This is a genomic window from Burkholderia sp. BCC1047 (assembly GCF_902833155.1).
Classification (GTDB): domain Bacteria; phylum Pseudomonadota; class Gammaproteobacteria; order Burkholderiales; family Burkholderiaceae; genus Burkholderia; species Burkholderia sola.
The window spans coordinates 40,589-52,695 of sequence record NZ_CADFEH010000018.1 but is presented as its reverse complement, the minus strand read 5'-3'; the positions used below and the strand labels follow the sequence as shown (position 1 = coordinate 52,695).

Genomic DNA, 12,107 nt, shown 5'->3' with positions numbered 1-12,107 from the left:
CGATCGGGATTGACGGGGTGGAATGCGTGCGATGGGCATGCCGTGCACCAGACCGGAACCTCATCGGATCGCGGCGTTGCACCGCGATCCGTTCACAGCGATATCAGTTCACTTCACTTCGCTCCGCCGTTCCGGCAGAACTGCTCATAAGCCTGCGCCGAATTCGCGAAACCCTTTGCCTTCGCGAGTTCCCACGGACGCTCGCACTGCTGCGTCCGCTCGCACCACGCGTAACCGGCTGAGCCGATGCAGCCGTGCGCATCGCGGTCGCCGCCTACCAACGGCGGGGCCGCCTGCGCGGCGGTGTCGGCCGGCGCGGACGCATTGGCCGGCGCGGACGGTTGCGCCGCACAGGCGCTCAATGCGAATGCGCACGCGATTGTGGCGGCAAACGATTCGGCGGGAAGGTAACGTTTCATCGGGTAGCGCTCCATGGGATGACGATCGACAGCGGATGCCCGTGTGCGGAAGGCGCTGCTCGATATCGTCAGGTTGTGATGCCGCAGCCGGGGCGCGCTGCGCCCCGCTGCCTTACGAAACCCGCACGCGCGCATCGCCGGCGCGGCGCTCCGCGTCGTGCACGATATGCAATTCCCGCGTACGGATAGGCAGCGTGCAGTCCGCCTCGGCGAGCGTCTTGCGGACCTGGCGCGCGAGGCGCCAGCGCATCGCCCAGAACGTGTCGGTATGCGTCCACACGCGCATGTTCGCGACGGCCGTGCTGTCGTCGAAGCGCATCACCATCACGTCCGGCGCGGGGTCCTGCAGCACGTCGGGATCGGCCGCGGCCAGCGCACGCAGTGCGTCGAGCGCGCGCTCGATATCGTCGTGCACGGACACTTCCACTTCGAGATCGAGGCGGCGCGTCGGGTTGCGCGTGTAGTTGCGGATCGCGCTGCCCCACAGCGCGCTGTTCGGCACGTACTCGCAGATGCCGTCCGGCTTCGTGAGGCGCGTCATGAAGAGCCCGACCTCGTCGACGGTGCCCGCGACGCCCGAGCCGCCGTCGATGTAGTCGCCGACCTTGAACGGCCGCAGCAGCAGAAGCATGATGCCGGCCGCGATGTTCTGCATCGTGCCTTGCAGCGCGAGCCCGATCGCGAGGCCGGCCGCGCCGAGCACCGCGACGATGCTCGCGGTTTCGATGCCGAGCTGCGACAGCGCGCCGACGATCGCGACGATGCGGATGCCCCACACCGCGACGTCGCAGAGGATCGGCCGCAGCGTGTCGTCGACGCGCTCCTTGTTCGAGAGCAGCCGGTTCAGCCAGTTGCCGACGCGTTTCGACAGCCACCAGCCGGCGACGAGCAGCGCCAGGCCGGCGGACAGCTTGAGGGAGAGGGTGGACAACGCGTTCCACAGGAACGTCCAGCGTTCCGGATGAAGATGATCGAGAAACATGACGGGATTCCGGTTTTGAACACACAGTGCGCGGCGCGTATCGCGCGCCGGCAGCCCTCGACTGTACACGGCAGCGCGGGGTTCGCGCGAATGCGTGGCGTCCCGGCTGCGTTGATTTAGTACGAGTATTAAGCGGCTTTTCAAGAAAATAAGACATGTCCTATTTAGCCGTTTCGACCACGCCGATACACTCGCTTTCGAGTAGCCGGATCGCGACGATCGTTCCTCCGCGAGGCCCGGTTCTTTCCCGATTTTTCATTGAATAGCGAGTGACGACGTCATGCGGTCAGACCTGCGTTTCCGTGTCGCACGCGAGCAAGGTCGACCCGCGCCCCGCGGCGTTCACCGTTTCCCGATTGGCCGTGCGTTACTGCACGGCATCGTCGCGGCGGCCTGCGTGGCCGGCGCACAGGGCGCGGCAGCGCAGGCGTTTCACGACGCCGTGCTAGCCGCGCCCGCGACGGCGGAAACCACCGACCTTGACGACGTGCCTTTCTTCAATGCCGCGCGTACGACGTGGGGCGGCCTGCATGCATCGTCCGCTCCGCTCGACGTCGCGTACGTGTCGCACGCGTTGAACGTGTCGATCGACGCCGGGCGCGGCGATCCGGTGGCGCACTTCGGCGCCTGCGTCGCGTATCGCGTGCTGTGCGAGACCGCGCGCGATGCGGTCGAACGCGGCTATGCGTCGCGGTTCCATTACGGGCTGGCGTCGGCGCTGCCCGCGACGGGCGCGCTGCCGGCGCTCGCGCGAGGGCCGGTCGATCTGGCATCCGCCGAGCCGTTCACGCTCGCGCAGCCGGATCGCGGCACGCGCGCCGGCGCGATCGTCGGCAGCCTGCATGCGTCGCTGGCGCGCGCCGATTTGCCGCCCGGCGTCGCCACGCAGATCGGCCGCATGCTGGCCGGGCGCGTCGATCCGAAGCAGCGCGGCGCACATGGCGATACTTTCCGCGTGGCATTCGAGCCCGACCACGACGCCGCGCGGCCGGGCCGCGTGCGCGTGACGGCGCTCGACGTCCGCTTTCGCGGGCAGCATGTCGCGGCCGTGTGGTTCGCGCCGCAGGCCGGCTCGCCGGGCGCCTACTACGAACTCGACGGCATGCCGCTCGCCGGCGCGCGCTTCGCGATGCCGGTCGCGGCGACGCGCATCAGCTCGCCATTCGGCGCGCGCGTGCATCCGGTGAGCGGTGCGCGTCACGTGCATTCGGGCGTCGATCTTGCGGCGCCGGCAGGCCGCGCCGTTCATGCGTCGGAGCGCGGCGTCGTGACGTTCATCGGCACCGAGCCGAGCGGCTACGGCAAGTACGTGGTGATTCGCCATGACGGCGGCTATGCGTCGTACTACGCGCATCTGTCGGCGTTCGAGCCGACGCTGCGAACCGGCGCGCGCGTCATGCGCGGTCAACGCGTCGGCGCGGTCGGCAGCACGGGCACGGCGACCGGCCCGCATCTGCACTTCGAGGTGCGCCGGCATGCCCGCCTCGTCGATCCGATCGAACTCGTGCAGGCAGCCAACGTGGCGAAACTGAAGGGCGAGCAGCGCGTGGCGTTCAACCGGGTGGCGCGTGATGCGCGCATCCAGCTCGCGTCGGCCACGTTCGCACAGCCGGTGGCGATGTCGAAAGCTGTCGCGCCGCACGCGGGTTGATCGGTGCGCGCCTGCGCTTGCGCAGGGCCGAGGCACACCGGCAAATCGCCACGCCGGGCGGCGTGGCGACGCTTGTCAGGCGGCCGCGGCTCAACCCAGCGGCCAGTTCAGGATCGCGATGCCGTCGTTGTAGTCGCCGTCGCCGCCATCTTCCGATCCGACCAGCCCGAAGTAGGTCTTCTTGAAGATGTCGACCTGACGCGAGCCGATCTTCGACGGCTTGCCGTTCGCCGTCACGACCACGCGCACCTTCCCCTTGCCCGAGTTCACGATCTGCGTGTTCAGGTTCGCGTCCTGCGTGCCGGCGCCCTGGAACGTCGCGGCCGGTTTCGGGTTGTCGTCGACGAAGACCTCGATCGTCTGCTGCGCGGACGAATTGACCAGCGCGGTCACGCCGAAGGCGATGTTCGGCGGCAGGCTGAAGACGCCGTCGCGTTCGCCGCCGCCGGTCGGCACGGGTTCCGGCTGCACGGGTTGCGGCGTCGCTTTCGAGAAGTAGTTGACCACCGCGCCGACACCGAACTTCGCCGCGGCGCCGGGCAACACGCCCGGCGCGCCGGCCCACGTCACCGTGCACGCGACGACTTGCCCGGCCGCATCGGTTTTCACCTTGTTCTGCCAGCTGCCGACGTCGAAGCTGTACGGGATCGTCGCGATATCGACGAACACGTCGTACTGCGGCAGTTTCTCGACGAGCTGCGTGGTCATGAACTGACGCATCCGGTCGAGCACGGCCTGATCGCCGTTGGCCTGCACGGCGGTGGCGTCGTTGCCCGCGAGTTGCAGCAGCGCGTACAGGTCGTCGTGGGTAAAGGGTTGTGACATGTCGTCCTCGTCTTGATGGAAAGTCTCGCGCCGTGCGGCCGGTGAACGGATTTCACCGGCCGCGCGCGGCGCTGAGCGTGGAACGTGGAACTGCAAATGACTGCTCGAACGATTCGCAATGCGAGGTGGGACCTTTACCATTGCGTTGTTTCGTGACCGCCGCCGCTCAGCCGAGCGGCCAGTTCAGGAACACGATGCCGTCGTTGTAATCGTCGTCGGCGCCGTCTTCCGACCCGACGATCCCGAAGTACGACTTCTTGAAAATGTCGACCTGCCGCGAGCCGAGCCGCGACGGCCTGCCGTTCGCCATCACGATCACGCGCACGCGCCCCTTGCCGGAGTCGAGCACCTTCGTGCCGAGGTTCTGGTCCTGCACGCCGGCGCCCTTGAACGTCGCGGCGGGTTTCGGGTCGTCGTCGATGTAGATGTCGATCGTCTGGTCGTTCGCCGCGTTGGTGAGCGCGGTGACGCCGAACTTGATGTTCGGCGGGAGATTGAACGTGCCGTCGCGTTCGCCGCCGCCGCCGATGTTGCCCGATCCGCCGTCACCGGTTTCGGCGCCGTGATTACCGCCGCCTTGCGACGACGATGGCGCGGCCGTCTCCCCGATCGCGGACAGGCTCGCGTACGAATCGATATGCATCGCGCTGCCGCGCACGCTTTTCCACTGGCCCTTCACGAACGTGACGCCGCTGCCGACGTCGATCGTCGCGACGAGCGTGAACGGCATGCGTCCGGTGCTTTCGGGCACCTTCGACGAATAGGTGAAGCAACCGTCCGCGACGACGCCCTTGTCGGTCGCGATCGCGAAATAGATGCCGGGGAAGTTGTTGCCGGTCGCGTAAGGCGTCGGCACGTTGAGGGTGACCTGCAGTTTCCCATCGCGAATTCCGGCCTTCGCGATGTCGATATACAGGCCCGGGATATCGACGTAACGCTCCGACGTCGCGACGGGCGCGCTGACGATTGAAGCGGAAAGGAGCGGCATGGATGTCTCCGGTGATGAGGCGGTTTTTCTGGACGGCGGCGTGAGGGTCCGCGGAACGCGGACGAAACCCGCCGGCCGCCACGGAGACGGCCGGCAGCGGTCGAGCGTCGATCGCGCGTCAGGTCAGCCGATCGGCCACTGGAGCACGACGATCCCGTCGTTGTAGTCGCTGTCGTGGCCGTCTTCCGACACGACGATCCCGAAGTTGACCGTGAACGGCGAGCCGTCCGATTTCTTGCCGGTGATCGGCGCGAGGCGCGCGTCAGTCGCCGACTTCTTGCCGTTCACCGTTACTTCGAAACGGATCTTGCCGTTGCCGGAATTCAGCGTGGCTTCGCGCGGGCCGTCGCGTGTCGTCAGCTTGTGATACGCGGCGGGTTCCTGGCTGTCGCCGATAAACAGCTTGATGTGCTGTTGCTCGGCTGCATTCGCGAAGAAAATCGCGCGGAAATCGGTATTCGGCGGAATCGAAAACTCGCCGGCGCGGTTGGATGACGTTTGAGAGTCGGCCATGCTTGCCTCCAGATGGTTATTGGTAAGGCGTGAGCCTTGTCGCGCAAACGTTTGCCGTTTGAAACGCGACGTACAAAGCATGGCGAAAAATAAATAAAAAAATATTCGGGATGGAATGGTTATTGTTCAGTAAATCGAAAAGCAGCGATAATCGATTTAATGAAATGTGCTTAATGAAGTGGGTTTCGATATATTCGGGAAATAATATCGACGCGTGTATCGGTTTCCTGAATGATGCGCGGGCGCGCAACACGAAGCGAGAGAGGCGGGCGGCAATCGGACTTCGGAGCAGACGCTCGGCGTTCGCATATGGCAGCGTTTCGTTTCAACATCGACATCTCGGTCGTGGCCGCGCCCACCGGCCACCGTCGAACGCCCACACCGAAGCCTGATCGCAAGGGAGGGGTGTGCGGCGACCGGCGAAGAGGATGGACCGACTCACTCCGAACATGAATAGGGCCTCACCGGCGCCGCACCCGTGAAGCATATCGACGACGGACGCCGTCGCCTATCGGACGGGACTGATTCTGCGCCAGCGCGCGTATCGTGGGATCGGGCGGGACGGAAGTGCACCCGTCTCCCGGTTGACAGCCGAGGTCGCCCTGTGATTTGATGCCGGCCATGCACGCCGCTCAGTTCCTCTTCTCGCTACGACTACTAGCCCGCTTCTCCGGGCTGGGTCTGCGGCTGCGCGCTTTCCATCTGCTTCGTTCCTGAAGCGCCAGATTTTCCCCGCATCACCGACCTGGCCCCGGTTGTCGACCGGCGCCTGAGTTCGTCTTTCTTCCGTCATCACTCCGCTCCGTCCCGGTCGCTCAACCGTCAAGGCTGTCGTTCGTCGTACCGCTTTGCCGTTGTGCCGCTTTCTTGCCGTTTTTTCCGCTGCGCGCGTAGCCGGCTCCTGACGCCGATGGCCGCCGCGCCGCGCTTCACCGACAAACACACCGAGGACCGAACATCATGATGCTGAAGAACCCCGCGACGAAATACCGACCGTTCACGCCCGTCAACCTGCCCGACCGCACGTGGCCGTCGCGCACGATCACGCAGGCGCCGATCTGGATGAGCACCGACCTGCGCGACGGCAACCAGGCGCTGTTCGAACCGATGGACGCCGCGCGCAAGATGCGGATGTTCAAGACGCTGGTCGCAATCGGCTTCAAGGAGATCGAGGTCGCGTTCCCGTCCGCGTCCGAAACCGATTTCAACTTCGTCCGCGAGCTGATCGAAGGCGGCCACATTCCCGACGACGTGACGATCGAAGTACTGACGCAGGCGCGCGACGACCTGATCGAGCGCACCTTCGCATCGCTGCGCGGCGCGAAGCGCGCGATCGTGCACCTGTACAACGCGACCGCGCCGGAATTTCGCAAGATCGTGTTCGGCCTCGATCGCGACGGCGTGAAGCAACTGGCGGTGAGCGCGGCGCGCACGATCAAGCGGTGCGCCGATGCGGCGACCGACACGCAATTCACGCTGCAGTACAGCCCGGAAACGTTTACGGCCACCGAACTCGATTTCGCGAAGGAAGTCTGCGACGCGGTGTTCGACGTGTGGCAGCCGACGCCCGAGCGCAAGTCGATCGTGAACCTGCCGGCCACGGTGGAAATCGGCACGCCGAATTACTATGCGGACCAGATCGAATGGATGCACCGGAACCTCGCACGCCGCGATTCGCTGATCCTGTCCGTCCACCCGCACAACGATCGCGGCACCGCGGTCGCGGCGGCCGAACTCGCGGTGATGGCCGGCGCGGACCGCATCGAAGGCTGCCTGTTCGGCAACGGCGAACGCACCGGTAACGTCGATCTCGTGACGCTCGCGCTGAACCTGTACACGCAGGGCGTCGACCCGGGCCTCGATTTCTCGCAGATCAACGAAGTCGCGCGCACGGCCGAGGAATGCACGCAGTTGCCGATTCACCCGCGCCATCCGTATGTCGGCGACCTCGTGTTCACCGCGTTCTCCGGCTCGCACCAGGACGCGATCAAGAAGGGCTTCGCGGTCCAGCGTGCCGACGCGGTATGGGAAATGCCGTACCTGCCGATCGATCCGAACGACCTTGGCCGCACGTACGATTCGATCATTCGCGTGAATAGCCAGTCGGGCAAGGGCGGTATCGCGTACCTGCTCGAACAGGGCTACGGCGTCGCGCTGCCGCGCCGCATGCAGGTCGATTTCAGCGCGGCCGTGCAGCGCCTGACCGACGATAGCGGCCACGAGGTGACGAGCGCGCAGATCTGGTCGCTGTTCCAGCAGGAATACGTCGAAAGCGATACGCCGCTGCGTTATGTCGGGCACGAGTTGACCGAGCGCGACGGCCGCGAGTCGATCGTGTTGACCGCCGATGTGCACGGCGAGCGCCGCGTGCTGCGCGGCGAGGGCAACGGCCCGCTCGACGCGCTGATGCATGCGTTGCACTCGCCGCTGCGCATCCAGCATTACGAGGAACGTGCGCTGTCGCAGGGCGCCGATGCGAAGGCGATCGCGATCGCAGAGCTGGCCGGCACCGGTGTGCGCGGCAGTGCGTTCGGCGTCGGTGTCGATGCGAACCTGACGACCGCGTCGATTCGTGCGGTGATCAGCGGCGTGAATCGCGCGTATGCGCGTGCGGACGCTGCGGTGCAGGCGACGTTCTTTGACGTGGTGCAGGCGGCGAAGGCGGTTGCGTAAGGGAGGCGGCCGCGCCGGGATTCTCCGGTGCGGCTTTTCGCTGATATTGCTGCGGCACGGCATGGCACTGAGGGCTGCGGTTTTTCTTTGTCGATTACTTTACCCAAATGAGAGTCAAGATATTCTCTTTTGATACGCATGCCGTTGTTCCGAAAAAAAACGGGTATGCAATCAAAGCCGCATGGACATGGTCAAGGTGGTTCCCCGAATCAGCCTGATCTGATTAGCTGTAACAATCCGCCACGTTAAATTGATCGCTGTGGCGCCGGAGCCGCTTCGGTGGCGGCCATTGGGCCCGGCCGTCGTCATGCCATGTTTGATAGCACCCGCTCCGAACGCTGCCTTATGGGAACGCCGAGGCGCTTCCGGCCGCCACGCAATTCTTCTATCGGAAAGAGCTTTGCCCCAGAGTGCTCGACCCGAATCACCAGCATTTCCAGTTCGATACCTTGTTGTGTCTCTGGCGCGGCGTCAAGCTCCGCAAGCGCGGATACCGCCTTCAGTGCGTCTCGTAATCGGCCTCGGTTCGAATCGGTCCATTGTCCATCGCGTTGACCGTTGCGGTTCGTTTCTTTTCCGTCCATTGCAGACAAGTGTGTCGGGTAGTCGCATTTCAGTCTGCGTCCGGCTGAAGCAGCGACGCCGGACGTGAAGCCCGTAGCGGCAGGCCTTTGGTCAGCCCGTCAGACCGAAACCGTGATCCTCGCCAGCCGAGACCCACTCGCCGGCCTCACCACGATCTCCACGTGCTGGCCGAACGACGCCAGCAGCATCAGTTGGTCCAGCGTCACGTTCCGGAGTCGCTCGCGCTGCTCGGGGGTGACTACCGGCCGGGCCATTTCGGAGGGGGCCGCAGCCTCTTCTTGGGTCAGGCCGCGTGACGCCATCGTCGCACCGAGCTTCAGTACGAGAACGGACTTGGCCGTCAGTTCACCGACATCGTAGTGGTCGAGGTCGTCGCACGTTGTCGGTGGGGTTGATGCCCCACTGACTGGCTGCCGTTACGCGCCTCGTCTCCTCTCGACGGAGGACCGTCCCTGCGACGGCGTGCATCAGCGTCGCTTCCACCGTTTCCATATTTCGACTATTATCGAAATATGGAAACGAACGAAACCATTGCCGCACTCGCGGCGCTCGCGCATGAATCCCGCCTCGCGGTGTTTCGCGCGCTCGTGCAGGCCGGGCCGCAAGGCATGCCGGCCGGCCAGATCGCGACGCTGCTCGCCGTGCCGCCGTCGTCGCTGTCTTTTCACCTGAAAGAGCTGGCGCACGCGCAGCTCGTGACGAGCCACCAGGACGGTCGCTTCGTGTTCTATTGCGCGAACTTCGACACGATGAACGGGCTGCTCGGCTATCTCACGGAAAACTGTTGCGGCGGCAATCCGTGCTCGCCGGTGTCCGGCTGCCCGCCTTCCGCCAAGATCGACCGTCCCCGTCAATCCTGACGCGCATTCGCGCGCCCGCCCATGACCACGAATGTCCTGATCCTCTGCACCCACAACTCCGCGCGCAGCGTGCTGGCGGAAGGCATGCTCAATCACTGGGCCGCGAAGCTCGGCCAAGATGTGCGTGCCTACAGCGCCGGCAGCGCGCCGAGCGGCCGTCTGAATCCGTTCGCGCTGGAAGCGCTGACGCACGCCGGCGTCGACGCCAGCGGCTATCGCAGCAAAAGCTGGGACGAATTCGTCGGCGACGGTGCGCCGGAAATGCGCGTCGTCATCACGGTGTGCGACAGCGCGGCCGCCGAGACGTGCCCGTACTGGCCCGGCAGCCCGGTCAAAGTGCATTGGGGCTACGCCGATCCGTCGAACGCGACAGGCGGCGACGAAGGCAAGCGTCTCGCCTTCGAACTGACACGCCAGGCGATCGGCTATCGGATGCTGCAGTTGCTGGCGCTGCCGCTCGATCGCATGAGCGACGACGCACTTCACGCGGCGCTGATCGAGATTGCCCAACACTGATCGCGCACAGCGCGATGTGTGCGAAACGCGCGGCCGCCCACGACTTCAAGACCGACCTTCGTCGATGAATACGTCCAACATCACGCCGCCCGGTACGGCCGCCGCGAAACCTGCCATCAACTTCTTCGAGCGCTATCTGACCGTCTGGGTGGCGCTGTGCATCGTCGCGGGTATTGCGCTCGGCCAGGCGCTGCCGAGCCTGTTTCAGGCGATCGGCCGGATCGCGTATGCGCAGGTCAACCTGCCGGTCGGGCTGCTGATCTGGGTGATGATCATCCCGATGCTCGTCAAGGTCGACTTCGGCGCGTTGCATGAAGTGCGTCGGCACGTCAAAGGCATCGGCGTCACGCTCGTCGTGAACTGGCTCGTCAAGCCGTTCTCGATGGCGTTCCTTGGCTGGCTGTTCATCCGCCATCTGTTTGCACCGCTGCTGCCGGCGGCACAGCTCGACAGCTATATCGCCGGGCTGATCCTGCTGGCGGCCGCGCCGTGCACGGCGATGGTGTTCGTGTGGAGCCGGCTCACGGGCGGCGATCCGCTGTTCACGCTGTCGCAGGTCGCGCTGAACGACAGCATCATGGTGATCGCGTTCGCACCGCTGGTCGGCCTGCTGCTGGGAATGTCGGCCATCGCGGTGCCGTGGGCGACGCTGCTCACGTCGGTCGTGCTCTACATCGTTATGCCGGTGATCGTCGCGCAGATCCTGCGCAAGCGGTTGCTCGCGAACGGACCGGCGGCGTTCGATGCCGCGATGGCCAGGATCGGTCCGTGGTCGATCGCCGCGCTGCTGGCCACGCTCGTGCTGCTGTTCGCGTTCCAGGGCGAAGCGATCCTGAAGCAGCCGCTAGTGATCGCGCTGCTCGCGGTGCCGATCCTGATCCAGGTGTTCTTCAATTCGGCGCTCGCGTACTGGCTCAATCGCGCGGTCGGCGAAAAGCACGATATCGCGTGCCCGTCGGCGCTGATCGGCGCATCCAACTTTTTCGAACTGGCGGTCGCTGCCGCGATCAGCCTGTTCGGTTTTCATTCCGGCGCAGCGCTGGCCACCGTCGTCGGCGTGCTGATCGAGGTGCCGGTGATGCTGCTGGTCGTGCGCATCGTCAACCGGTCGAAGGGCTGATACGAGTGCCGGGCTTGAGATCACGAGACCATCGACCCATGACCGACTCCCTGAACGACCTGCCGCAACTCGACGCCACGCTGTTCCGTGTGCCGGACGTCGTGCAACTGCGGCCTGCGGCGCCGTTGACACATCCGCCGCGGTTCCTGCTGCTGTACGGCTCGCTGCGCGAGCGTTCGTTCAGCCGCCTATTGATCGAGGAAGCCGCACGGTTGCTCGCGGCGATGGGTGCCGAAGTGCGCGTATTCAATCCGAGCGGCCTGCCGCTGCCCGACGATGCGCCGGAGAGCCACCCGAAAGTGGTCGAGCTGCGTGAGCTCGTGATGTGGTCGGAAGGGATGGTGTGGTGTTCGCCGGAACGGCACGGCGCGATGACCGGGATCATGAAGGCGCAGATCGACTGGATTCCGCTGTCGGTCGGCGCCGTGCGGCCGACGCAGGGCAAGACGCTCGCGGTGATGCAGGTGAGCGGCGGCTCGCAGTCGTTCAACGCGGTGAACCAGATGCGCGTGCTCGGGCGCTGGATGCGCATGCTGACTATCCCGAACCAGTCGTCGGTGGCCAAGGCGTTCATGGAATTCGACGAAGCGGGGAGGATGAAGCCGTCCGCGTATTTCGATCGTGTCGTGGACGTGATGGAGGAACTGGTGAAGTTCACGTTACTGACGCGCGACGTCGGCCCGTATCTGGTCGATCGGTATAGCGAGCGGAAGGAAAGCGCTGACGCGCTGTCGCGGCGGGTTAATCAGCGCAGCATCTGAGGATGCACCCGGGGGGCGATGTCATCGGGTTGCATCCGCGCGCGTCCGTATGGGCGACGATTCGTCATCGCGGCCGCAGAATCAGACTCGACTGATTCCCTTCCCGATTCACATTCCCGACAATCGAGTTGCTGCGGCCCGGTACGCGAACGCGTGCCGGATCACGGAGATATCTCCTCTTCGCGGCCGGTCAGCTCGACTGGCCGCTTTTTTA

Annotated in this window: 12 protein-coding genes and 1 pseudogene; 6 read left to right on the top strand and 7 right to left on the bottom strand. The window is 65.1% G+C overall.

The annotated features are described in order from the left end of the window. Positions 1-113 precede the first annotated feature (113 nt). Together HWX55_RS19325 and HWX55_RS19320 are read right to left on the bottom strand one after the other, a co-directional pair. Entirely contained in the window at positions 114-419 is a 306-nt protein-coding gene (locus HWX55_RS19325) for a hypothetical protein (RefSeq protein WP_175976895.1), read from the bottom strand. Positions 420-531: 112 nt separating this feature from the next. Continuing rightward, positions 532-1,401: a mechanosensitive ion channel family protein gene (locus HWX55_RS19320; RefSeq protein ID WP_175976894.1), complete on the bottom strand. Its 870-nt coding sequence runs from the start codon at positions 1,399-1,401 to the stop codon at positions 532-534. 280 nt (positions 1,402-1,681) lie between these two features. On the opposite strand from HWX55_RS19320, the gene HWX55_RS19315 reads away from it, so the two are divergent. Further along, positions 1,682-3,052: a M23 family metallopeptidase gene (locus HWX55_RS19315; RefSeq protein WP_175976893.1), complete on the top strand. Its 1,371-nt coding sequence runs from the start codon at positions 1,682-1,684 to the stop codon at positions 3,050-3,052. A gap of 90 nt (positions 3,053-3,142) precedes the next feature. Here HWX55_RS19315 and HWX55_RS19310 read toward each other — a convergent pair whose 3' ends face one another. The 3 genes from HWX55_RS19310 to HWX55_RS19300 form a co-directional block, all read right to left on the bottom strand. Beyond that, a complete protein-coding gene (locus HWX55_RS19310; protein ID WP_175976892.1) occupies positions 3,143-3,877 on the bottom strand; it encodes a fucose-binding lectin II in 735 nt (244 codons plus the stop codon). A gap of 166 nt (positions 3,878-4,043) precedes the next feature. Next, entirely contained in the window at positions 4,044-4,865 is an 822-nt protein-coding gene (locus HWX55_RS19305) for a fucose-binding lectin II (protein ID WP_175976891.1), read from the bottom strand. 123 nt (positions 4,866-4,988) lie between these two features. Then, entirely contained in the window at positions 4,989-5,378 is a 390-nt protein-coding gene (locus tag HWX55_RS19300; protein WP_175976890.1) for a fucose-binding lectin II, read from the bottom strand. 963 nt (positions 5,379-6,341) lie between these two features. Between HWX55_RS19300 and leuA the strand changes: the two genes are divergently transcribed. Further along, positions 6,342-8,051 (top strand): 2-isopropylmalate synthase, encoded by a 1,710-nt coding sequence (leuA, locus tag HWX55_RS19295; protein ID WP_175976965.1) that lies wholly within the window; start codon positions 6,342-6,344, stop codon positions 8,049-8,051. Positions 8,052-8,356: 305 nt separating this feature from the next. On the opposite strand, the gene HWX55_RS19290 is transcribed toward leuA, so the two are convergent. Together HWX55_RS19290 and HWX55_RS19285 are read right to left on the bottom strand one after the other, a co-directional pair. Further along, positions 8,357-8,635, bottom strand: coding sequence for a hypothetical protein (locus HWX55_RS19290; RefSeq protein WP_175976889.1), 279 nt, complete (start codon positions 8,633-8,635; stop codon positions 8,357-8,359). 99 nt (positions 8,636-8,734) lie between these two features. Beyond that, positions 8,735-8,998 (bottom strand): annotated as a pseudogene (locus HWX55_RS19285) (XRE family transcriptional regulator); the annotation flags it as partial. A gap of 150 nt (positions 8,999-9,148) precedes the next feature. Between HWX55_RS19285 and HWX55_RS19280 the strand changes: the two are divergent. From HWX55_RS19280 to arsH, 4 genes are all read left to right on the top strand, one after another. Next, complete coding sequence (locus HWX55_RS19280; protein WP_175976888.1) at positions 9,149-9,496, top strand: metalloregulator ArsR/SmtB family transcription factor; 348 nt, start codon at positions 9,149-9,151, stop codon at positions 9,494-9,496. A 21-nt stretch (positions 9,497-9,517) separates the two neighbouring features. Next, a complete protein-coding gene (locus HWX55_RS19275; protein WP_175976887.1) occupies positions 9,518-10,012 on the top strand; it encodes an arsenate reductase ArsC in 495 nt (164 codons plus the stop codon). A 64-nt stretch (positions 10,013-10,076) separates the two neighbouring features. Continuing rightward, the gene (gene arsB / locus HWX55_RS19270) at positions 10,077-11,132 is read left to right on the top strand and encodes an ACR3 family arsenite efflux transporter (RefSeq protein ID WP_175976886.1); all 1,056 of its coding nucleotides are present in this window, start codon (positions 10,077-10,079) and stop codon (positions 11,130-11,132) included. 38 nt (positions 11,133-11,170) lie between these two features. Beyond that, positions 11,171-11,893, top strand: coding sequence for an arsenical resistance protein ArsH (gene arsH / locus HWX55_RS19265; RefSeq protein WP_175976885.1), 723 nt, complete (start codon positions 11,171-11,173; stop codon positions 11,891-11,893). The last annotated feature ends 214 nt before the right edge of the window (positions 11,894-12,107 follow it).

Coding starts and splice junctions, on each gene's coding strand:
- HWX55_RS19325 (WP_175976895.1), bottom strand. CDS start 419: ATGAAACGTTACCTTCCCGCCGAATCGTTTGCCGCCACAATCGCGTGC.
- HWX55_RS19320 (WP_175976894.1), bottom strand. CDS start 1,401: ATGTTTCTCGATCATCTTCATCCGGAACGCTGGACGTTCCTGTGGAAC.
- HWX55_RS19315 (WP_175976893.1), top strand. CDS start 1,682: ATGCGGTCAGACCTGCGTTTCCGTGTCGCACGCGAGCAAGGTCGACCC.
- HWX55_RS19310 (WP_175976892.1), bottom strand. CDS start 3,877: ATGTCACAACCCTTTACCCACGACGACCTGTACGCGCTGCTGCAACTC.
- HWX55_RS19305 (WP_175976891.1), bottom strand. CDS start 4,865: ATGCCGCTCCTTTCCGCTTCAATCGTCAGCGCGCCCGTCGCGACGTCG.
- HWX55_RS19300 (WP_175976890.1), bottom strand. CDS start 5,378: ATGGCCGACTCTCAAACGTCATCCAACCGCGCCGGCGAGTTTTCGATT.
- leuA (WP_175976965.1), top strand. CDS start 6,342: ATGCTGAAGAACCCCGCGACGAAATACCGACCGTTCACGCCCGTCAAC.
- HWX55_RS19290 (WP_175976889.1), bottom strand. CDS start 8,635: ATGGACGGAAAAGAAACGAACCGCAACGGTCAACGCGATGGACAATGG.
- HWX55_RS19280 (WP_175976888.1), top strand. CDS start 9,149: ATGGAAACGAACGAAACCATTGCCGCACTCGCGGCGCTCGCGCATGAA.
- HWX55_RS19275 (WP_175976887.1), top strand. CDS start 9,518: ATGACCACGAATGTCCTGATCCTCTGCACCCACAACTCCGCGCGCAGC.
- arsB (WP_175976886.1), top strand. CDS start 10,077: ATGAATACGTCCAACATCACGCCGCCCGGTACGGCCGCCGCGAAACCT.
- arsH (WP_175976885.1), top strand. CDS start 11,171: ATGACCGACTCCCTGAACGACCTGCCGCAACTCGACGCCACGCTGTTC.